General features: G+C 19.6%; 20 protein-coding genes, 2 tRNA genes and 1 pseudogene. 9 read left to right on the top strand and 14 right to left on the bottom strand.

All coding sequences use genetic code 11. The annotated features are described in order from the left end of the window. The first annotated feature begins 98 nt into the window (after positions 1–98). Positions 99–2,540 carry an Rne/Rng family ribonuclease gene (locus GJU03_RS00395; protein ID WP_168918730.1) on the top strand — a complete coding sequence of 814 codons (2,442 nt, stop codon included), beginning with the start codon at positions 99–101 and terminating at the stop codon, positions 2,538–2,540. Positions 2,541–2,654: 114 nt separating this feature from the next. Here GJU03_RS00395 and GJU03_RS00390 read toward each other — a convergent pair whose 3' ends face one another. The 3 genes from GJU03_RS00390 to GJU03_RS00380 form a co-directional block, all read right to left on the bottom strand. Further along, complete coding sequence (locus tag GJU03_RS00390; RefSeq protein WP_168918729.1) at positions 2,655–4,058, bottom strand: NAD(P)(+) transhydrogenase (Re/Si-specific) subunit beta; 1,404 nt, start codon at positions 4,056–4,058, stop codon at positions 2,655–2,657. A 13-nt stretch (positions 4,059–4,071) separates the two neighbouring features. After that, positions 4,072–5,619: a Re/Si-specific NAD(P)(+) transhydrogenase subunit alpha gene (locus tag GJU03_RS00385; RefSeq protein ID WP_168918728.1), complete on the bottom strand. Its 1,548-nt coding sequence runs from the start codon at positions 5,617–5,619 to the stop codon at positions 4,072–4,074. A 96-nt stretch (positions 5,620–5,715) separates the two neighbouring features. Further along, positions 5,716–6,495: an enoyl-ACP reductase FabI gene (locus GJU03_RS00380; protein ID WP_168918727.1), complete on the bottom strand. Its 780-nt coding sequence runs from the start codon at positions 6,493–6,495 to the stop codon at positions 5,716–5,718. A 199-nt stretch (positions 6,496–6,694) separates the two neighbouring features. Between GJU03_RS00380 and cspE the strand changes: the two genes are divergently transcribed. Continuing rightward, positions 6,695–6,904: a transcription antiterminator/RNA stability regulator CspE gene (cspE, locus tag GJU03_RS00375; protein WP_168820769.1), complete on the top strand. Its 210-nt coding sequence runs from the start codon at positions 6,695–6,697 to the stop codon at positions 6,902–6,904. 179 nt (positions 6,905–7,083) lie between these two features. On the opposite strand, the gene lipA is transcribed toward cspE, so the two are convergent. Genes lipA through GJU03_RS00360 form a run of 3 tightly spaced genes read right to left on the bottom strand, consistent with a single transcriptional unit; the run spans position 7,084 to position 9,907 of the window. Further along, positions 7,084–7,986, bottom strand: a complete 903-nt coding sequence (lipA, locus tag GJU03_RS00370) for a lipoyl synthase (RefSeq protein ID WP_425482912.1) — start codon at positions 7,984–7,986, stop codon at positions 7,084–7,086. A gap of 48 nt (positions 7,987–8,034) precedes the next feature. Next, positions 8,035–8,661 (bottom strand): lipoyl(octanoyl) transferase LipB, encoded by a 627-nt coding sequence (gene lipB, locus GJU03_RS00365; protein WP_168918725.1) that lies wholly within the window; start codon positions 8,659–8,661, stop codon positions 8,035–8,037. A 31-nt stretch (positions 8,662–8,692) separates the two neighbouring features. Next, positions 8,693–9,907, bottom strand: a complete 1,215-nt coding sequence (locus tag GJU03_RS00360) for a serine hydrolase (protein ID WP_168918724.1) — start codon at positions 9,905–9,907, stop codon at positions 8,693–8,695. Between the two features lie 153 nt (positions 9,908–10,060). On the opposite strand from GJU03_RS00360, the gene truA reads away from it, so the two are divergent. Together truA and GJU03_RS02265 are read left to right on the top strand one after the other, a co-directional pair. Then, positions 10,061–10,885, top strand: a complete 825-nt coding sequence (truA, locus tag GJU03_RS00355; protein WP_168918723.1) for a tRNA pseudouridine(38-40) synthase TruA — start codon at positions 10,061–10,063, stop codon at positions 10,883–10,885. Positions 10,886–11,012: 127 nt separating this feature from the next. Then, positions 11,013–11,165, top strand: coding sequence for a CvpA family protein (locus tag GJU03_RS02265; RefSeq protein ID WP_168918722.1), 153 nt, complete (start codon positions 11,013–11,015; stop codon positions 11,163–11,165). Positions 11,166–11,492: 327 nt separating this feature from the next. On the opposite strand, the gene GJU03_RS00345 is transcribed toward GJU03_RS02265, so the two are convergent. Together GJU03_RS00345 and GJU03_RS00340 are read right to left on the bottom strand one after the other, a co-directional pair. Then, a tRNA-Leu gene (locus GJU03_RS00345) sits at positions 11,493–11,579 on the bottom strand. 40 nt (positions 11,580–11,619) lie between these two features. Next, a tRNA-Cys gene (locus GJU03_RS00340) sits at positions 11,620–11,690 on the bottom strand. A 149-nt stretch (positions 11,691–11,839) separates the two neighbouring features. On the opposite strand from GJU03_RS00340, the gene GJU03_RS00335 reads away from it, so the two are divergent. Both GJU03_RS00335 and pta read left to right on the top strand, forming a co-directional pair. Beyond that, the gene (locus GJU03_RS00335) at positions 11,840–13,045 is read left to right on the top strand and encodes an acetate kinase (protein ID WP_168918721.1); all 1,206 of its coding nucleotides are present in this window, start codon (positions 11,840–11,842) and stop codon (positions 13,043–13,045) included. Positions 13,046–13,081: 36 nt separating this feature from the next. Continuing rightward, the gene (gene pta, locus GJU03_RS00330) at positions 13,082–15,220 is read left to right on the top strand and encodes a phosphate acetyltransferase (protein ID WP_168918720.1); all 2,139 of its coding nucleotides are present in this window, start codon (positions 13,082–13,084) and stop codon (positions 15,218–15,220) included. Between the two features lie 20 nt (positions 15,221–15,240). Here pta and gpmA read toward each other — a convergent pair whose 3' ends face one another. From gpmA to rpsT, 3 genes are read right to left on the bottom strand one after another with little or no spacing between them, the layout of a single operon-like run. Continuing rightward, the gene (gpmA, locus tag GJU03_RS00325; RefSeq protein ID WP_168918719.1) at positions 15,241–15,939 is read right to left on the bottom strand and encodes a 2,3-diphosphoglycerate-dependent phosphoglycerate mutase; all 699 of its coding nucleotides are present in this window, start codon (positions 15,937–15,939) and stop codon (positions 15,241–15,243) included. Between the two features lie 32 nt (positions 15,940–15,971). After that, positions 15,972–16,292 carry an iron-sulfur cluster insertion protein ErpA gene (gene erpA / locus GJU03_RS00320; RefSeq protein WP_168918718.1) on the bottom strand — a complete coding sequence of 107 codons (321 nt, stop codon included), beginning with the start codon at positions 16,290–16,292 and terminating at the stop codon, positions 15,972–15,974. A gap of 26 nt (positions 16,293–16,318) precedes the next feature. After that, entirely contained in the window at positions 16,319–16,582 is a 264-nt protein-coding gene (gene rpsT, locus GJU03_RS00315) for a 30S ribosomal protein S20 (RefSeq protein ID WP_168918717.1), read from the bottom strand. A 156-nt stretch (positions 16,583–16,738) separates the two neighbouring features. On the opposite strand from rpsT, the gene ileS reads away from it, so the two are divergent. From ileS to dapB, 3 genes and pseudogenes are all read left to right on the top strand, one after another. Further along, positions 16,739–19,522, top strand: a complete 2,784-nt coding sequence (gene ileS / locus GJU03_RS00310; RefSeq protein WP_168918716.1) for an isoleucine--tRNA ligase — start codon at positions 16,739–16,741, stop codon at positions 19,520–19,522. Positions 19,523–19,548: 26 nt separating this feature from the next. Next, positions 19,549–19,976: pseudogene (gene lspA, locus GJU03_RS02250) on the top strand (signal peptidase II). Between the two features lie 20 nt (positions 19,977–19,996). Continuing rightward, positions 19,997–20,773 carry a 4-hydroxy-tetrahydrodipicolinate reductase gene (gene dapB / locus GJU03_RS00295; protein ID WP_168918714.1) on the top strand — a complete coding sequence of 259 codons (777 nt, stop codon included), beginning with the start codon at positions 19,997–19,999 and terminating at the stop codon, positions 20,771–20,773. Positions 20,774–20,810: 37 nt separating this feature from the next. Here dapB and rplY read toward each other — a convergent pair whose 3' ends face one another. The 3 genes from rplY to GJU03_RS00280 are packed head-to-tail and all read right to left on the bottom strand — an operon-like array spanning position 20,811 to position 23,049. Further along, entirely contained in the window at positions 20,811–21,098 is a 288-nt protein-coding gene (gene rplY / locus GJU03_RS00290; protein ID WP_168918713.1) for a 50S ribosomal protein L25, read from the bottom strand. 24 nt (positions 21,099–21,122) lie between these two features. Further along, positions 21,123–22,085, bottom strand: a complete 963-nt coding sequence (gene pfkA / locus GJU03_RS00285; protein WP_168918712.1) for a 6-phosphofructokinase — start codon at positions 22,083–22,085, stop codon at positions 21,123–21,125. A gap of 40 nt (positions 22,086–22,125) precedes the next feature. Beyond that, complete coding sequence (locus GJU03_RS00280) at positions 22,126–23,049, bottom strand: cation diffusion facilitator family transporter (protein WP_168918711.1); 924 nt, start codon at positions 23,047–23,049, stop codon at positions 22,126–22,128. Between the last annotated feature and the right edge of the window lie 175 nt (positions 23,050–23,224).

Below are 23,224 nucleotides of genomic sequence, written 5' to 3'. Positions count from 1 at the left end.
ATTCATAAAATATTAAATATAATTTTCCTATTATATAATTTTTTTATTTTATACAAAAATATTAATTGATTTATAAAAAAATACATGAGTAAGTTATTATGAAAAGAATGTTAATAAATGCTACTCAACATGAAGAATTACGTGTTGCTCTAGTAGATGGACATAAATTATATGATTTAGACATAGAAAATTCTAATTATCAACAAAAAAAATCTAATATATATAAAGGGAAAATTATACGTATTGAACCAAGTTTAGAAGCTGTTTTTGTAGATTATGGTGCTGACAAACATGGTTTTTTACCTATTAAAGAAATTACTGAAGAATATTTATTTAATTTTTCTAGTAAAATTTTATTTAATAAATTAAATTTAAAAAATTCTTCATTAATTGGAAAAGAAATTATTGTACAAATACATAAAGAAGAACGAGGTAATAAAGGTGCATCATTAACAACATTTATTAGTTTAGCTGGAAGTTATTTAGTTTTAATGCCAAATAATCCTGGTGTAAATGGAATATCTAGGAAAATAGAAGGAGAAAATAGAAAAAATTTGAAAAAAATTTTACCTTTATTATATTTACCTTCTAATATGAGTTTAATTATTCGTACAGCTGGCTTAGGTAAAAATATAGAAACACTAAAATTAGATTTAAAATTTAGATTAAAACATTGGAAAATGATAAAAAAGATAGCTGAAAATAAATCTGCACCTTTTTTAATATATCAAGAAAGTAATATAATTATAAGAGCATTACGTGATTATTTATATCAAGAAATAAATGAAATTTTAATTGATAATCCTAAAATATTAAAATTAGCAAAAAAACATATTAATATTTTAGGAAGATCAGATTTAATACATAAACTCAAGTTATATACAGGTACTGTACCTTTATTTAGTCATTATCAAATAGAATCCCAAATTGAAACAGCTTTTCAAAGAAAAGTGAGATTATTATCAGGTGGTTCAATTGTTATTGATACTACAGAAGCATTAACATCAGTTGATGTTAATTCTTCTAAAGCAACAAAAGGTATAGATATTGAAGAAACTGCATTAAATATTAACTTAGAAGCTGCAGATGAAATTATTCGACAATTAAGATTACGTGATGTAGGAGGATTAATTGTAATTGACTTTATTGATATGTCATTTTTAGAAAATAAAAAAGCTGTAGAAAAAAGATTATTAAAAAATATACGTGGAGATAGAGCAAAAATTCAAATAAATAATATTTCAAAATTTGGTTTGTTAGAAATGTCTCGTCAAAGATTACGATCTTCTTTAAAAGAATCTAATTATTATTTATGTCCTAGATGTTTAGGTAATGGAAATTTAAGAGATAGTAAATCTTTATCTTTATCTATTTTAAGATTAATAGAAGAAGAATCTTTTAAAGAAAATACAAAGGAGGTATATGCTATAGTTCCTGTAAAAATAGCATCTTATTTATTAAATGAAAAAAGAAATGCAGTTAATGCAATTGAAAATAGAAATATAAGAACATTTATCATTCCTAATAATAAATTAAATACTCCTAATTATTCTATTTTACGAATAAAACATGGTGAAGATAAAAAAAATGTTTATTTTATTATAAAAAAAATTCATAAATTAAATCCAAATATTTATAATTATTATTATTTTAAAAATAAATTTTTACATAAAAATATTTTAAATAAAAATAACAAAGTTAAAATATTAAATATTTATGATAAAAATATAATAGAAAAAAAAAAATATTCATTTATTAAAGAGAATAAATTATTTAATTTTTTAAATAGAAAAAATTTTTTTTTAAAAAAAATTAAAAAATTTTTTATACAAAAAGTTATATTTATAAATAAAATTATTTTAAATATTTTTAATAAATATTTTTTAGATAATAAAAAAAATAATTTTAATAAAAATATTAATAATATTTTCCATAAAATAAAAATAAATAAAGAAAAAAAAATTATACCGGTTTCTAAATTAGAATTTACAAAAAAAGTATCAAAACCAATAGATTTAAATAATAATTTAATTTTTAGTAAACAAAAAAATTATTTTAATTTAAAAAATTTTTTGAAAATGAAAATAAACAAAAATTATTATTTTCATAAAAAAAAATATATTAAAAGTATTATTAATAATAAAAATGTCTTTATACAAAATAAAAAAAATAATATATCTAATTTTTCTTTAGAAAATAAAATAGAATTTAATAAATTTAAAAATTCTATCAAAATAAATAAAATTATACTTGATAAAGTTAAATTACATAATAAAAAAAAAATAATGTTAAAAACAACAAATATTATTGTTTCTGATTTTATTAATAAACATCATACTAAAATAAAAAATAATAGTTTTATAACAAAAAAAAATATGTATAAAAATTACATTTCATCAAGTGAAAAAAAAATACAAAATAATTTTACAAATTGTTATAATAATAAGTTGATTAATTCTTCATTTAATTTAAATAATAAAAAAGGTGCAGGTGGACATGCAGCTAAAAGATATGCTACTTCTCCCGTAAAAAGACCTTAAATTTTTAATTTTATTAAAAATAAAACTTTAAAAATATTTATTTAAAAATTTAATATAAAAAAAAGTTTACTCTAGTATTTTTTATTTATATTATACAATGAGTAAACTTTTTTTCTAAATTACTTTTAAAATTTTATTTATTAACTCCTTAGCATCACCAAATAACATGTAACTATTATCTCTATAAAATAGAGGATTATTAATTCCAGAATATCCTTGATTCATACTTCTTTTAAGAATAATAATATTGTTTGCTTTCCATACTTCTAAAACAGGCATTCCTGATATTGGACTATTAATATCATCTTGTGCTGATGGATTAACAGTATCATTAGCACCTATAACTAATACAGTATCTGTATTAATAAAATCTTGATTAATTTCATCCATTTCTAAAACAATATCATATGGTATATTAGCTTCTGCTAATAAAACATTCATATGTCCTGGGAGTCGTCCTGCTACAGGATGTATAGCAAATCTTACAGTAATATTAAGTGAAAGTAGTTTTTTTACTATTTCAGAAAGGGGATATTGTGCTTGAGAAACAGCTAGACCATATCCTGGAACAATAATAATACTATTAGAATTTTTTAATATTTCTACTGTATTTTCAATAGATATTTGCTTATAATGTTTAATATTTTTTTGTTTTAAAATAGATGTTTTTTTAGAAAAGTTATTATTTCCTCCAATAATTACATTAATAAATGATCTATTCATACTTTTACACATTAAATATGAAAGTATAGCACCAGAAGAACCTACTAATGCTCCAGTTATAATTAATAGATCATTAGTTAACATAAATCCAGAAGATGCAGCTGCCCATCCTGAATAAGAATTTAACATTGAAATTACTACGGGCATATCTGCTCCACCAATACTCATTATTAAATGAAAACCGAATAGTAGTGAAATTAATAATATTAATCCTAAAACTATAATTTGTAGTTTTACATTATTTGTTTTTAAAAAAATTATCATAAACACAAATGATGTAAATAAAGTTAAAATATGTATTTTATTTTTATATTTAAAATTTAATGTTTCTGATTTAATAAATCCAGATAATTTATTAAAAGCAATAATAGATCCAATTAAAGTTATAGAACCAATAAAAATACTAATAAATATTTCTATTAATTGAATATTAGTAATTTCTTGAAAAATTGTTTTACTATAAATTAAAGATAAATAATTATTAAATCCAACAAGAATAGCAGTTAAACCAACAAAACTATGTAATATTGCAATTAATTGAGGCATTTTAGTCATATCAATTTTTTTAGAAATACTAATTCCTATAATTGCTCCAAAAAAAATTGCTCCAAATACATAACCTATATTATTAATTGGAGATTTTAATATAGTTATTATGATAGCAATAAGCATTCCACTAATAGCAAAAAAATTACCTCTTTGAGAGGTTTCTTTTTTTGAAAGATTTGCAATACTTAATATAAATAATATTGCTGATATAGTATATATAAATATTAATGACCTATCAAAAAACATTTATAAATTCTCCTTAATTTTTATAAAACATTTGTAACATACGTTGAGTAATGGTTAATCCTCCAAAAATATTAATGCTAGATAATAGAGTTCCTAAAAATGCTAATATAATTATAGTAAAATAATTACTATTTATTTGTAATATAGAACCAATAATAATAATACCAGAAATTGCATTTGTGACAGACATTAATGGAGTATGTAATTTATGATCTACATTCCATACAACATAATATCCTATTATACAGGATAATAAAAAGATCATAAAATGAGGAATTATTTCTCTAGGAATAGAGTCTATTATGTAATAGATACAAAACAATCCTATTGTATATAAAAAATAATTACTTTTAAAAAAACATGTTTTTTGTTTTATATCTGAAATATTTTTTTTTTGTTTAAAATTATTTTTTTCATCTATTTCTTTTTTTGTTTCTTTTAATATAATTTTTGGTGCAGGCCAAATAATTTTATTATTATAAATAATGGTCATATTTCTTATGATTTCATCTTCTAAATTAATAAAAATTTTACCTAAATTGTTTTTAGATAATAAATTCATTAAATTAATAATATTAGTACTATATAATTGTGAAGCTTGTGGTGCTAATTTACTAGGTAAATTAGTGAACCCTAATATTTTTATATTATTATTTGTAGTAATTATTTTATTTATTTTTGTTAATTCGCAATTACCACCATTTTCAATTGCAAGATCAAAAATAATACTACCTGGTTTCATTAATTTAACCATATCTTTAGTAATTAAGATAGGTGCTTTTTTATTTAAAATTACTGCTGTTGTAATAATAATATCTGTTGTTTTTACAATATTACTAAAATAATCTTTTTCTAATTGTAATTTTTTTTTTGACGAAAGAGTTTTATATTCATAATCATTATCTTCTTGTGGTTCTTTTAATTCTAAAAATTCAGCACCCATACTATGAATTTGTTCTTTTACTTCTTTCCTTTTATCAAAAGCAATTACTTTTGCTCCCAAACTTTTAGCAGTTCCTATAGCTGATAATCCAGCTACTCCTGCTCCAATAACCATTATTTTAGCTGGTAAAATTTTACCTGCAGCTGTTATTTGTCCATTAGGTGTTCTTTGTAATAAATTTATAGATTCTATAATACTTCTATAACCAGCTAAATTATTCATTGAACTTAAAGCATCCAAAGATTGTGCTCTAGATATTCTTGGAACTGTATCCATTGCAAGAGTAGTTATATTTTTTTCTACTAGTATATTTAGTAATATACTATTTTTATTTGGCCAAATAAAACTAATTAATATACTATTTTTTTTTATAAGTTTAGTTTCTTCCAGATCAAGAGGATGGATTTTTATTATTATATTTGATTCCCAAATTTTTTTATTTTCTACTATTTTTGCTCCTGAATTTACAAAATCTTGATCTTGGAAATAAGAAAGAATTCCGGCTCCTTTTTCAACATTTACTTTAAATCCTAATTTTATTAATTTTTTAATATTTAAAGGAGTCATTGCTACTCTTTTTTCTTTTAAATATTTTTCTTTCGGTATCCCAATTATCATATTTATTACCTTAAGTATAAAAATTTATTTATTTTATAAAATTATATAAAATAAAAAAAAATATTTATTTTAATTTAAAAATTATCATTTATTAATTTATTTTTCAAATATTTCTTTTATATTAAATCCAGAATCTAAGTTTATTATTTCTCCTGTTATACCTAAAGATAAATTTGAAGCTAAAAAAGTAGCAACGTTTCCTATATGTTTTATAGTAATTTTTTCTGATAAAGGACTATTTTTTTTATATAATTTTATAAAATTATTAATATTTTTTATTTGTGAAGATGCAATAGTTTTTATTGGCGCAGGAGAAATACCATTAATTCTAATATTTTTATTACCAATATTATATGCTATATAACGAATATTAGCTTCTAATGAGGCTTTTGCTAATCCCATAATATGATAATTAGGAAAAACAATTCTTGATCCTAAATAAGTTAATACAATAATTGAAGATTTTTGATTTAAAAAATTTATACATTCCCTTACCATACCCAACAAACTATAAGAACTAATATCATGTGCAGTTTGAAATGTTAAACGAGATGTATTTTTAATAAAATCTTCTTTTAAACTATTATTAGGGGTAAATGCAATAGAATGTACAAAACCATCAAATTTATTCCATATTTTTGATATTTTAAAAAATAAATGTTTAATATCTCTATCTTTTGAGACATCACATTTTATAATTGGATTTTGCGTCATTTTTTTTACTAATTGTTTTATTTTTTCTTTATTTTTTTTATTTTGATAGGAAAATATTAAATTTGCTTTATGTTTATACATAGTACATGCTATTCCATATGCAATAGAATATTTATTTAAAATACCAGTAATTAATATTCTTTTTCCTGATAATAAATACATAAAATTTTATCCTAAAAAAATACATTATATCAATAAATTTAATATAACTAAAAAAAAATAAATATTTTTTAAAAAAATATTTAAAAAATTCGATATTTCTCACTTTTTTGATTTGTTTCACTAGACAAATGTATTATTAATTGATGTACTTTCAAATGACACAAATTTGGTGTCTATTTTTATGTAAAGGTAATAATTGATGTCCAAGATTAAAGGTAACGTTAAGTGGTTTAATGAATCTAAAGGTTTTGGTTTCATTACTCCTGAAGATGGTAGTAAAGATGTTTTTGTACATTTTTCTGCAATTCAAAGTAGTGGTTTTAAAACATTAACCGAAGGCCAAAGAGTAGAATTTGAGATTACTAACGGAGCCAAAGGACCTTCTGCTGCTAATGTTGTTGCTCTTTAAATTTCCTTAGTCAGTAAGAAAAGGTTTAATATAATTGCCTCTGAAAAATTTATTTTTTATTAAAAATTATTTAAAATAATTATTTATTAATTAGTTAGTAAATAGAAAATTTTTAATTATAAATAATTAAAAATAAAATTTTTAAATTTTATCAGGGGCATTTTTTTATAAATAAAATTTTAAAAGAAAAATTTTTCTGCATTATATGAAGAACGTATAAAAGGACCACATATTACTTTTTTAAAACCAATTTTTTCTGCTTCTTTTTTAATTTGAGAAAATTCATTTAGATTAAGATACCTATATACAGGTATATGTTTTTTACTAGGTTGTAAATATTGTCCTATAGTAATGATATCAACTTTATTATATTTTAGATCTTTTATTGTATTAAATAATTCTTTTTTTGTTTCTCCTAAACCAACCATTAATCCAGATTTAGTTAAAATATGAGGAAATAAGTTTTTAAATTTTTTTAATAATATTAAAGATTTTTGATATTTCCCAGAAGGACGTATTTTATAGTATAAACGTTCTACTGTTTCTATATTATGATTAAAAACATCAGGTAAGTTGTAACTTAATATATTTAAAGCTTTTTCTATACAGTTTTTAAAATCGGGAACTAATATTTCTATTTTTATATTAGTATTTTTTTCTCGTATTTTTTTTATACAATTAATAAATTGATATGCTCCTCCATCATGCAAATCATCACGATTTACAGAAGTAATAACAACATATTTTAATCCCATTTCAAAAATAATTTCAGCTAAATTAGAAGCTTCATTTTCATCATATTTTATTTTTGGTCTTCCGTGTGTTACATCACAATATGGACAATTTCTTGTACATATATTACCTAAAATCATAAAAGTTAATTGTCCTTTACTAAAACATTCTACTAAATTAGGGCAAGATGCTTCTTCACAAACTGTATATAATCCATTATTTTTTAAAATAGATTTAATTTTTTTTATTTTATTAATATTTTTTACTGAAAATCTAATTTTGATCCAATCAGGTTTTTTTAAATTTTTTTTTTTCATATTATATAAATTATTTATTTTAAAAAAAAATATATAATATTATTATAAAATAAAAATTTTTAAAAAAAAATTTAATTTATTTTAAATATTATCCATTAAAAATAAAAATTCTTTTATTAATAGTTTTTTAATTATAATTATTTTTATATATGGAATAAAATTTTTTACTTGAGTTATTCTCAATTTATATAACCCACAAGGATTAATATAACTAAAAGGTAATAAATTCATATTAACGTTAAATGATATTCCATGTGAAGTAAATCCTTTTGAAATTTTTATACCTATAGATGCAATTTTTTTATTATCAACATAAACACCAGGCATTTTACTAAAAGAATAATTAGGTTGTATTCCAAAATATAATAATACATTAATAATTGTTTTTTCTAATATAGAAATTAATGATCTAATTTTAATTTTTCTTTTTTTTAAATTAATTAAAATATATAAAATTTGTTGTCCTGGAGCATGATAAGTAATTTTTCCTCCTCTATCAGTATTAAATATTGGTATTTTATGATCATAAAAAAATATATCTTCTATTTTAGATAATTTTCCTTGAGTAAAAACAGGATTATGTTCAACTAACCAGATTTCATCTAATGTATTATTAGATCGTGTACAATTAAAATTGTACATTTTTTTATAAGTTATATTCCATGATTCTATACCTAAATCTCTTATAATAAATTTTTTTTTATACATGTATTTTATACACAATAATATTATTATATTTTTATTGATGAATCCATTTACTTAATAATAATCTTATATAATCTAATAAACAAGTAAAAATATTACCTTTTGGTATATTTTCTAATGAAATTAATGGATAATAACCAACTATATGATTATTAATTATAAATGTTAAATGACCTAATATTTGATTTCTATAAATTGGAGCAAATATTTTATTATTTTTTATATGGTATAAAATTTTTATTTTTTTTTCCTGATTTTTAAGTATTGTTAAGAAAACATCATTTTTAATTCCAATTCTTACATAACTATGTTTACCATATAAAATTGGAATAGAAGCTATTTTTTGATATTTTTTTATTGGATTAATTGTACGAAATGTTTCAAAACCCCAATTTAATAATTTTTTACTATTTTTTTTTCGATATTGTTCCGTTTTATCTCCTAAAATAACAACAATTAATCTCATATTATTTTTTTTTGCTGACGCTATTATATTATAGCCAGCATTTTCAGTATGTCCTGTTTTAATACCATCAACATTTAATGTTTGATCCCATAATAACAAATTACGATTTTTTTGAGAAATATTATTAAAAGTAAATTTTTTTTCTTTATATATATTATATTCATAGGGAAAATCATGAATTAAAGATTTACCCATAATAGCCATATCTTTTGCAGATGTATATTGACCATTTTCATCTAATCCATGTACATTTTTAAAAAAGGTATTTTTTAATCCTATTTTTTGTGCATAAAAATTCATTAATCTAACAAAATTTTGTTGATTACCAGATATGTATTCTGCTATAGCAACACATGCATCATTTCCGGATTGTAATATAATTCCTTTAATTAAATTCTTTAAAGAAATACGATCTCCTGCTTTTAAAAACATTAACGATGAACCACTAAATTCATCATTACCAGTAGCCCAAGCATTTTTACTTACCGTAACGATATCGTTTCTATGTACTATATTTTTAGATAATGCTTTTCCTATTACATAACTAGTCATAATTTTTGCTAAGCTAGCAGGTTTTTTAGTATCACTTGCATTTTTTTGGGTTAAAATAATTCCTGTATTATAATCTATTAAAATATATGATTTAACATTAATATTTGGTTGAGATATAATATTAAATATATTGTCATTTGCATATATAATAGTTGAGTATACTATAAATATAGTAGTAATTAATTTTAATATTTTATTAATAAATTTATTATTTTTTTTATATATTTTCATTATATTTATACTCACACATAATTATTTTTTGAATTTTATTCAAATTATTAAAATTTTTTTATTAAAATATTATTTTATAGAATTTTTAATAAAATGTAACTACTTTTTAATAAAATACAATTTTTAAAAAATATTAGAGTCTATTAATTTAAAATGATAAATTTAAAATTTAAAAAAAAATATAAATTTGCCTTAGGTGTAGAATATAATGGAACTAATTATCATGGATGGCAAAAACAAAAAAAATATTATAAAAAAAAAACTGTACAAGAACATTTAGAAAATGCTATTTCTAAAATAGCTAATCATAATGTAATTATTTTTTGTGCAGGGAGAACTGATATAGGAGTTCATAGTTTAGGTCAAGTTATTCACTTCGAAACATATAGTTACAGAAAAAAAGAATCATGGATTTCAGGGATCAACAGTCTTTTACCAAAAGACATAGTGATAAATTGGATAGTATCAGTAAAAAAAGAATTTCATGCTAGATTTAGCGCTTTATCTCGTAGATATTTTTATATTATCTATAATAATAAATATAGATCAGCTATATTTAATAATATTAGTACTTTATCCAATTCTAAAATAAATATTAAAAAAATAAAAAATGCAATAAAATATTTATTAGGAGAACATAATTTTTCTTCTTTTGAATCAGGTAAAAAATTAAATAAATCTTCTTCTAGAAATATTTTAAATTGTAATATTAAAAAATATGGAAATTATATTTTAATAGATATAAAAGCAAATGCTTTTTTATATCATATGGTTAGAAATATTGTAGGTAGTTTATTAGAGATAGGTATTGGAAGAAAAAACGAAGATTGGTTATTAAAATTAATTAAAATTAAGGATAGAACTAAAGCTGCAGCTACAGTAAAACCAAATGGTTTGTTTCTAGTAGAAGTTGAATATCCAAAACATTTTGGAATTCCAAGTATAAAACATAATTTATTTTTTTTTAAAAAAAAATAATTTAATAAAATTTTATTAAGAAAAGATTGTATTTTAAATAAATTATATAATTTATTTTATCTTTAACTATTTTAAATTATTTAAAAAATTAAATAATTTAACACAAATAAAGAAATATATAAAAAATATGTTAATAATTGATTATTTATTTATAATAATATTATTATTTTCCACAATATTTAGTTTTTTTAGAGGTTTTATAAAAGAATTTTTAACAATATTTATTTGGTTTATATCTTTTTATTTATCTAGAAAATATTATAATTATTTTTTTTTATAAAAAATTATAAAATAATGCATTTTTATTTTTAAAAATTTTTTTTATTATTTATTTATTTTACATTAATAATAACATCAAAAAAAATAGTTAAAAAATTTTTAAATAAAAAAATTATGCATTCTTCTTATATAAATAAGATATTAGGATTATTTATTGGTTTTTTTAAAGGATGTTTAATAATTTTTCTTTTATTATTTTCATTGAAGCATATTGATAAAAATTTATATAATTATTTTTTAATTAAAAAAAAATCATTTTTCTTTATTTATTTTAAAAATATTTTACAAAAATATAAATATTTTTTATGAAAATATCTATTTTATTCAATACCCAGAGCGGGAATTGAACCCGCATAGCAATATAAATGCCGAGGGATTTTAAGTCCCTTGTGTCTACCAGTTCCACCATCTGGGCAGTAAAATCATAAACTATTTTATCTTTATTTTAAAAAAAAAGGCGCATCCCGGAATTGAACCGAAATAAAAGGATTTGCAATCCTCTGCATAACCATTCTGCCAATGCGCCATTAATCATTTCATATTATATAATAAATTATTAGTTATGTATATATTATATTTATTAATTTAGAAAAATTTTATCATATATCTTATATATTATTTTTTTATTTTTTTATATATAATGAAGTTTATTAAAAATTTTATTTAAGGAAATATATGTTAAATAAATTAATACTTGTTATTAATTGTGGTAGTTCATCTTTAAAATTTTCAATTATAAATATTTTAGAAAAAAAAATTTTATTATTTGGTTTAGCAGAAAATTTTAATAAAAAATATTCTTGTATTACATGGAATTTTAATAATATAAAAAAAAAAAAAATTTTTTATTCAAAAATTGATCATAAAATAATATTAAATTTTATAATAAATGTTCTTTTAAAAGAAAACTTATTATATAATAATATTATAGCAGTAGGTCATCGTATAGTTCATGGAGGAGAAAAATTTATAAACTCTGTAGTTATTACAAAAAAAGTTTTAAAAGCAATAAAAAATGCATCTATTTTCGCTCCTTTACATAATCCTATTCAATTAATAGGTATTCAAGAAATAATTAAGATATTACCTCATTTAGAGGGCAAACAAGTTGCTGTATTTGATACAGCTTTTCATCAAACAATTCCTGAAAAAGCATATTTATATGCTTTACCAATAAAATTTTATAAAAAATATAAAATACGTCGTTATGGGGCTCATGGTACTAGTTACAGATATGTTATTAAAATTGCTTCAAAAATATTAAATGTTTCATTAAACACTTTAAATTGTATTTCATGTCATTTAGGTAATGGTTCATCTATTACAGCAATAAAAAATGGTAAAAGTGTTGATACTTCAATGGGATTAACTCCTTTAGAAGGCTTAGTTATGGGGACAAGATGTGGAGATATTGATCCTGCAATTATTTTTTATATGTTTAATATTTTAAATCTAAAAATAAATGAAATTTATAAAATTTTAACTGAAAAATCAGGTATGTTAGGTTTAACTAATATAACTAGTGATTTTAGATATATTGAAAATAATTACTTTAAAGATTTAAAAATTAAAAAAGCTACTGATGTATTTATACATCGTTTATCAAAATATATAGCTTCTTATAGTATTTTAATGGAAAAAAAAATAGATGCAATTATTTTTACAGGAGGTATTGGAGAAAATAGTGTACTAATTAGAGAAAAAACAATAGAAAAATTAAAAATTTTAAATATTTTTGTTGATAAAAAATTAAATAATGAAATAAAATTTGGTAAAACTGGATTTATTAATACTATTAATAGTATTCCAATATTAGTTATTCCTACAAATGAAGAATTAATGATAGCACAAGATACATTTAATATTATTACTAATAAATAATATAAAAAAATTAATTAATCTAAAAGGTAAAAAATAATGCCCAAAATAATTATGTCAATACCAATAAATATTGATATTCATTTTTTTACTAGTATAAATATAGGATTATTAAATTATTTAAATAATAAAAAATTAAAATGTAAATTTTTTAAACCTATTTCTGAAATAGAAAATTATAATTTTAATTATACCAATAATATTTTAAAGAAATATAATTTTAATATCAAATCTATTGATTCATTAAAAGTTAATGATATTAGTTTATTAACTAATAATACTTCATATAATAACATTATTGAAAAAATAATTGAAAAATATTTCCAAAATATACAAAACACAGATATTATTTTAATAGAAGGAATAATACCTTTTTATATTGAACAAATATTATTTAAATTAAATTGTGATATAGCAAATATATTTAATGCAAAAATTATTTTTGTTAAGTCTATGTTTACAAAAAATGAAACTTTAAAAAAAACAAAATCTATAATTGATATGTTTTTTAAAAAAAAAATTTTTGATTTAAAATCAAAATATATGTTTTCTTTTATTAAAGAATTATCTAATAATCAAAATGATAATCCTTATTTTTATAAAATAAACATGTTTAAAAATTTTTTTTTAAAAAAAGAAAAAAATATTATAAATAATAATTTATTATTATTAAATAAAGAAAAAATTATACATATTCCATGGTTAAAAAATTTTGTATTTGGAATAGATTTAAAAATTATATGTACATATTTAAATTGTGTTTTACCTAAAAATCTAAAATATAGTAATATTAAGTATATTATTTTTTTTAATAATCAAATACTTATAGATAAAAAATTATTTATTAAATCTTTAGTTATTATATCTATAAAAGATAGAATAATTATTAAAAAAATATATGATATGTTTTCTAAAAAAATTTTTTGTAAAGCTATATTATTTACAGATTTTATAAAAAAAAAATTTGATTTAATAGTAAAAAAAATTTCTAAAATTACTAATAATAGTATATATTTTTTATATACAAAAAATAGTTTTTATAAAATTTATCTTAAAATACAAAATTTTGATAAAAATAAATTTCCAATTAATGATATTAAATTAATAATGAATATTATTAATTATATTAATATATATATTCCTTCTAAAATATATAATGATAAAAAATATATAAATTATAAATTTAATAATTCACCATTTATATTTAAATATAATTTAATAAATAAAGCACGTAAATTAAAAAAAACAATATTATTACCAGAAGGAGATGAATTAAGAACTCTTAAAGCAGCTGCAATATGTTCTCAAAAAAATATAGCTAAATGTATATTATTAGGAAATAAAAAAGAAATTATAAATTTAGCAAAAATAAATAATATAAGTTTAAATGAAAATATCAATATTATTGAACCTAAATCTATTAGGAATAATTATATAGAAAAACTAATGTATATAAGAAAAAATAAATTTTTAAATAAAAATAATGCTATAAAATTATTACAAAATAATATGTTTTTAGCTACTATGATGTTAAAAAATAATGAAGTTGATGGTATTGTTTCTGGAGCTAGAGCAACAACAGCTGATACCATAAGACCTGCATTACAAATTATTAAAACTTTACCAGAATATTCTATAATTTCATCAATCTTTATTATGTTATTACCTGAAAATGTACTAATATTTAGTGATTGTGCAATTAATCCTAATCCTAATTATAAACAATTAGCTGAGATAGCTATACAATCAGCAAAAACTAGTAAATTATTAAATATAAAACCTAAAATAGCAATGATTTCTTATTCAACTGGTAATTCTAGTCAAGGAACTGAAGTTGAAAAAGTATATAAAGCAACTAAATTAGTACAAAATAAATTACCAAATCTAATAATAGATGGTCCTTTACAATATGATGCAGCTGTTATAAAAAGTATTGGTAAATATAAAGCACCAAAATCTTTAGTTGCTGGGAAAGCTAATATTATTATTTTTCCTGACCTTAATACAGGTAATACTACATATAAAGCAGTTCAAAGAACATCTAAAATAATTTCTATAGGTCCTATATTACAGGGTATAAAAAAACCAATTAATGATCTTTCAAGAGGTTCTTCAATTGAAGATATAATTTATACAATTGCAGTTACAGTTATTCAATCTGAATCTAAAAAAAAATGAGGAAATATTTTATTATTTTACTAATTATATAAATAATATTTTTTTTTATAATTTAAATTATTATCAAATTCATAAACTATAGGTATTCCAGTAGCAAGATTTAAACTGACGATATCAGTATCGTTAATGTTTTCAATATGTTTAATTAATGCTCTTAATGAGTTACCATGAGCAACGATAAGAACTCGTTCTCCATTCATAATTTTAGGAAATATACTATTTTTCCATACATATATTACCCTTTTTAAGGTTTTAGATAAACTTTCTGATAAAGGTAACTGATAATCTTCTAATTTAGAATATTTTGAATCGAATCTAGACCAATTAGGATCATCAATCGATAATGATGGAGGTTCAGTTGTAAAACTACGACGCCATTGTTGTACTTTTTTTGTACCATATTTATTTGTAATATCATCTTTATTCATTCCCTGCAATTTTCCATAATGTCTTTCATTTAATCTCCATGTTTTTTTAACAGGAATCCAAAGTTGATCTAATTCTTGTAAGGTTAACCATAAAGTATTTATTGCTCTTTTTAAGAAAGAAGTATATGCGTAATCAAATTTAAAATTATTTTTTTTTAATATTTTTCCTGCTTGTATTGCTTCAATTCTTCCTTCTGGAGATAATTCCACATCATGCCATCCAGTAAATAAATTTTTTTTATTCCATTCACTTTGACCATGACGTAATAATACTAGTTTTGTATTAGACATAATTTTTTCCTTATATAAATAAGTTTTTAATATTAAATATCAAAAGAAGATCCACAATTACATTTATTTTTCATATATGGATTTTTAATAATAAATTTAGATTCTTCAATACTTTCAATATAATCAATAATACTTCCTGATAAATATTGCATACTTATTTTATCTATTACAATATTAATACCTGATAAATTTATTAAAATATCATTTTTTTTTATCTTTTTATCTAAAATAAAATCATATTTAAAACCACTACATCCTCCACCTAAAATAAATATTCTAAAATTTATATTTTTACTATATAGTTCTTTTATTTTTTTTGATGCTCTTTTTGTTAAAGAAATAGATGTATTCATTATATTAATATGCATTATTTTAATATTTAATTAATATTTATTATTTTGTTATATATTCTAGATTTATAACGAGATGCCTTATTTTTATGAATTAATTTTTTTTGCACTTGTTTATCAATAACAGATTGCATCTTTTTAAAATTTTTTTTTGATAATTCAATATTTTTCTCATTAATAGCATTATTAACTTTTTTAATGAATGTACGTAACATAGAACGATAATTAATATTATGTTTTCTCTTTTTCTCTGATTTTAAAGCTCTTTTTTTAGATGATTTTATATTTGCCATATAAAAATTCCTTTTAATTATATTAAAATTTTTATTTTTTCTATAAAAATTAAATATTTACATAAAATATTATTATATATAATATCTATGTATAAATAAAATAAAATTTATAATTATTAATTTTATAAAAATAAAAATATATTCAAGATAATTAGTATGAAAAATAAATTTAACCTAAATTTACCAAAAACAAAATTTCCAATGAAAGCATGTTTAACACAAAAAGAACTAATTATATTAAAACAATGGGAAAAAGATAATTTATATAAGAAAATATTAAAAAATAAAAAAAATAAAAAAAAATTTATCTTACATGATGGACCCCCATACGCTAATGGTAATATTCATATTGGTCATGCTTTTAATAAAATATTAAAAGATATTATTATAAAATTTAAAAATATGAATGGATATTCTACTTCATTTATTCCTGGATGGGATTGTCATGGATTACCTATAGAACAAAAAGTAGAAAAAATTTTAAAAAAAAAAAAGAAAAAAATTTCTAAAAAACAATTTAGAATTGAATGCAGAAAATATGCTTTTAAACAAATTAAAAAACAAAAAAAAGATTTTATAAGATTAGGAATATTAGCAGATTGGCTTAATCCTTATTTAACAATGAATTTTAAAACAGAAGCAAATATTGTTCGTACTTTAGGAAAAATTATTAAAAATAATTATTTATATAAAGGTAAAAAACCTGTACATTGGTGTGTAAAATGTCTTTCTTCCTTAGCAGGTGCTGAAATTGACTATGTTAAAAAAAAAACATTAACTTGTTATGTAATGTTTAATATAATTAATACTGATTTTTTTCAAAAAAAAATCAATATGAAAATTAAGAATTATAATATTGCTTTTTTAATATGGACTACTACTCCATGGACTATACCTGCAAATAGAGCTATTGTTTTAAATCCAGAAATATATTATCAATTAATTAAAATTAATAAAGATATTATTATTTTAGCTAAGAATTTAGTTAATATTATTATGGATAAAAAAAAAATTATAAAATGGGAAATTTTATTAGAAATAAAAGGAAAATTTTTTAAAAATATTTTAATAAAAAATCCAATTAATAATAATATTTCATCTATCATTATAGATAATTATGTTTCTGAAAAATCAGGTACAGGAATTGTACATATGGCACCTAATCATGGATTAGATGATTATAATATATGTAATAAACATAAAATAACATGTTTAAAAAATATTATAGATAAAAAAGGATTTTTTAAAAATGGAATACATCCTCAATTAGATAAAATTAATATTTTTTCTTCTGAAAAAATAATTATTAAAATTCTAATAAAAAAAAAAGCATTATTTTTGTCAGATAATTATATTCATAACTACCCATATTGTTGGCGTCATAAAATTCCAATTATATATATATCTACTCCACAATGGTTTATTAGCATAGATAAAAAAAATCTTAGAAAATTAGCGAAAAAATTAATAAAAAAAGTACAATGGATTCCTAATTGGGGATATGAGAGAATGAATTTAATGTTAGATAAAAGACCTGATTGGTGTATCTCTAGACAAAGAACATGGGGTATTCCTATTCCTTTATTTATTAATAAGAAAACACAAAAAATACATACTAATTCTTTAGAATTTATTGAAAAAATAGCTTGCATGATTGAAAAAAAAGGTATTCAGGCATGGTGGGATTTAGATATTGAAAAATTTTTAGGTCAAGATGCTATTTTATATGAAAAAATAATTGATGTATTAGATGTATGGTTTGATTCTGGATCAACTTATGATTCTGTTATTAACCAAATCAAAGAATTTAAAAATAATAAAATTGATATATATGTAGAAGGAAATGATCAATATCGAGGATGGTTTATTTCTTCATTAATTATTTCAACAGCTATAAATAATAATATTCCATATAAAACAGTAATAGGTCATGGATTTACTGTTGATAATAATGGAAGAAAAATGTCTAAATCTCTAGGAAATATTATTAAACCTCAAAATATAATAAATACATTAGGTAGTGATATTTTAAGATTATGGGTTGCTTCTACAGATTATACTAATGAAATAAATATATCTTTAGATATATTAAAAAGAACTACAGAAACCTATAGACGTATTCGTAATACAGTAAGATTTATATTATCTAATTTAGATCAATTTATACCAGAAAAAAATATAGTCCAAAAAAAAAATATGCTAGTTTTGGATAAATGGATTATTCATAAAACAAAAATTATACAAGATAATATAATAAAATATTATAATATTTATAATATAAAAAATGTAATACAAGAAATAATGCAATTTTGTTCTGTAGATTTAGGATCTATTTATTTTGATATTATTAAAGATAGACAGTATACATTTAAAAAATGTAGTATAGAAAGATTAAGTTGTCAAACATCTTTATATATGATTCTTGAAGCTTTAGTAAGATGGATAGCACCAATATTATCTTTTACAGCTCATGAAATTTGGAATTATATTCCAGGAAAAAGATCTAAATATATTTTTACAGAAAAATGGTATTCTAAATTATTTTATTTATCATCAAATGATATCATGAATTATGAATATTGGAACGATATTTTTATTTTTAAAAATGAAATAAATAAAATAATTGAATATGCAAGAAATAAAAAAATTATAGGTAGTTCTTTAGAAGCAAATATTATTGTTTATGTAAATAAAAATATTTATAAAAAATTAATAATTTTAGGTTCAGAATTACGTTTTTTATTATTAGTATCTAATATTTCCTTTTATTATGAAGAAAAAACATCTATAAATAAATTAATACAAAGTTTTAAAATTAAAAAATCAAAATATTTAAAATGTAAACGTTGTTGGTATTATTCGAAAGATATAAATAATAATATTTGTAATCGTTGTGAACTAAATACTATAGGTAATGGTGAAAAACGTTTATTTATTTAATAATTTTTAATAAAATTAGGAAAAAAATGAAGAGAAAAAATATTTATATCTTATTATTTATATTAATAGATTTTTTTTGTAAAAATTTAATTATACAAAAAATAAAATTATATAAATATTATTATATTTGTTCTTGTTTGAATTTTATTTATGTAAAAAATTATGGAATAATTTTTGGTTTTTTTGAAAAAAATAAAAATACTATTTTTTTTTTAACATAATAAATATTATATTAATAATATTTTTTTTTATAAAAAATAAAAATAAGACATTATCTAATATTTTTATATTAGGTGGAATATTAGGTAATTTTATTAATAGAATTAAATATGGTTTTGTGATAGATTTTATAGATATTCATATATCTAATTATCATTTTCCAACTTTTAATATTGCAGATATTTTAATTTTTATTGGAATTATTTTAATTATAAAAGATATTTTTAAACATTAAATAATAAATAGGTTAGTTTTATGCAAAATAATAAAATTCGTTTAGCAATAGCAGGTATTAATGGACGTATGGGACAAAATATTTTAAAAATATTAAATACAAATAAAGTAAATAATATTTTATTAAATGGAGTTACAGAACATAAATTGTCTATAAAAAATAAAAATAAAATCCTATATAAATCAAATTTTTTAAAAATTAAACCTAATTTAATTGATATTAAAGATAAATTTGAAATTTTAATAGATTTTACAAATCCATTAACAACATTAGAAAATATTAATTTTTGTAAAAAATATAAAAAAAAAATTGTTATTGGAACTACAGGTTTTACTGAAAAACAAAAATTAATAATAAACAAAATATCAAAAAATATAGCTATTGTTTTATCTTCTAATTTTAGTCAAGGTATAAATTATTTATTAAAAATAATAGAAAATTTTACTAAAATTTTATGTAAAAATAAAGAAATAAATAATTTAGATATAGATATAATCGAAAAACATCATAAAAAAAAAAAAGATCTCCCATCAGGGACAGCATTATCTTTAAAAGATACTATTACTAATATTTGTGAAAAAATTAATATTTTTAAAAAAATAACATGTCATTCTATTAGAGCAGCTGATTTATATGGAGAACATAATATTTTATTTTCTTTTATTGGCGAACAAATAGAATTAACTCATAAAGCATCAAATAGAATTTCTTTTGCAAAAGGTGCAATTAATGCTGCTATTTGGCTCCATAATAAAGAAATAGGAATATATAATATGCATGATGTGTTAGGAATATAAAATATAATTTTTAATTAATATTTTGAATATAAAATAATTATATAAATAAAAAATCTATATGAATTATTTTACTATTTTTGTAAGGATGATATTGAATATCTAAAATTTTTACTTTATATGTTTTTTTTTTTTCATCTATTAATTGAATTTTTTTTTTTAAAAATTTTTTTAAATCAATATTAATTATGTCTGTATTATTTATAATAACAGGTATTTCTTTTTTTTTTTTACCGTAAATAATAGCTGGAAATTGATTATTAATTCTTAATCTTCTGCTAAATTTTTTCCCTATTTCTGTTCTTTTTAAAAATTTTATATTATTCATATTATATCTCTTTTTTTAATTTTATTAAAATAATTTTTTTGCAGTATCTAATAAATCTTTTTTAAATATTTTTTTCATATTTAAAATAGCATCAATAATATCATGATGAACCATTTTATTATTCTGGATACCTATACATCTTCCTCCATATCCTTTGTATAGTAATTCTACTGCAAATGATCCCATGCGAGAACCTAATATACGATCATATGCGACAGGAGTTCCTCCTCTTTGGAGATATCCTAAAACTGTAGTTCTAGTTTCACGTTTAATTTTATTTTGTATGAAAATTGCTAGTTTATTAATATCACAAATCAATTCTGTAATCAATACTATTGCATGTTTTTTCCCTTTTTTTATACCTATTTTTATTTCTTTTACTAAATCTTCTTGATTATAATTAATTTCTGGTAAGACAATAAACTCACAACCTCCAGCAATCGCTGCTGCTAAAGTTAAATCTCCACAACGTCTACCCATAATTTCAACAATAGATATTCTCTGATGGGAAGTAGATGTATCTCTTAATTTATCAATAGCTTGAACAATAGTTTCAAGTGCAGTATAGTATCCTATACTAAAATCAGTACCTACAACATCATTATCAATTGTTCCTGGTATGCCTATACATGGAAATCCAATTTCTGTTAATAATTTAGCTCCCATATAAGTTCCATCTCCTCCTATTACAACTAAGGCATCAATACCATTTTTTTTCATATTATTTATAGCAATAGAACGTATTTTTTTATTCTTAAATTGAATAAAACGAGCAGATCCTAAAAAAGTACCTCCTTTATTTATAATATCAGAAACACTATATCTGTTTAATTTAATAATATGATTATTATATAATCCTAAATAACCATTATATATTCCAAAAACTTCGATATTATATCCTAATGCTGTTCTAACTACCCCCCTAATAGCAGCATTCATTCCTGGAGCATCTCCTCCACTTGTAAGAACACCAATTTTTTGAATCATTTGATACCTCGTCGAAATATATAATATTGTATTGATAAAATTAATTCTTAAAAAAACCTTTATATTTTTCAGAAACAATAGAGTATGGATCTTGATGTATAATTATATCTGAATAAGGAAATTTTTTATTTAAAGCATTTTCTATTTTTTTTGCAATTGAATGTGATTCTAATAAGGGTAAATTATCTTCTAATACTAAATGAAGTTGTATAAAACGAGTGGGTCCAGATTGTCTTGTTTTTAATTGGTGAGCTCCTTTTACTTTTGGCCAAGAAGTAATTATATCTATTATAATTTTTTTTTCATGTTCTGGTAAAGCTCTATCTAATAGAGATTGTATGGCTTTATAACCTACTTTAAAAGCATTATAAAAAATAAATATACTTATAATTAGTGCGATAAATGAATCTGCCTGTTTTATATTAAAAAAATTTAAAATTAAAGCAATTAGAATGGCGCTATTAATTAAAATATCAGATTCATAATGAATCATATCAGCATGAGTAGCTTGACTATTTGTTTTAGCAATTACCTTTTTTTGAAAAATAACTAATATTAAAGTTAAAAAAAATGAAATTATTATAACTAATATTCCAATAATTGGATAGTGTAATTTTGTAGGATGAGATATATATTTTAAACTATTTAAAAATAAAAATATTGCTGTTATACAAATAAATATACTTTGTGTTAAAGCAGATAATGATTCAGCTTTACCATGACCAAAAGTATGTTCTAAATCAGCAGGTTGTAATGAATAATATATAATTAATAAATTAGTTGAAGAAGACATAATATCTACTAAAGAATCTACACAAGCAGCTAACATACTAATAGATTTAGTTTGCCACCAAGCTAATAATTTTAATATTAATAATATTAAAGATAATAAAATTGCTAAATTTGTAGCTTTGGTGATTAAATTACTATATTCATGTTTTTTTTTTTTAGATATATTATTCATATTTATATTTAATCCGTATTAAATTTTCTATAAATTAATAAATTTTATATTTTAAAATAATAAATTATTTTAACATTAATTTTTATTTTATTAGAAATATGTTAAATTTTAATTTATATTTTATTAAAAAAAATGAATTTTATTATACTAAAATAATAAAATTAAATATATTAAA

Source organism: Enterobacteriaceae endosymbiont of Donacia bicoloricornis (assembly GCF_012567955.1).
In the GTDB taxonomy this organism is placed as follows: Bacteria; Pseudomonadota; Gammaproteobacteria; order Enterobacterales; family Enterobacteriaceae.
The sequence above is the reverse complement of the archived record's forward strand: the minus strand, read 5'-3'. Positions and strand labels throughout refer to the sequence as shown.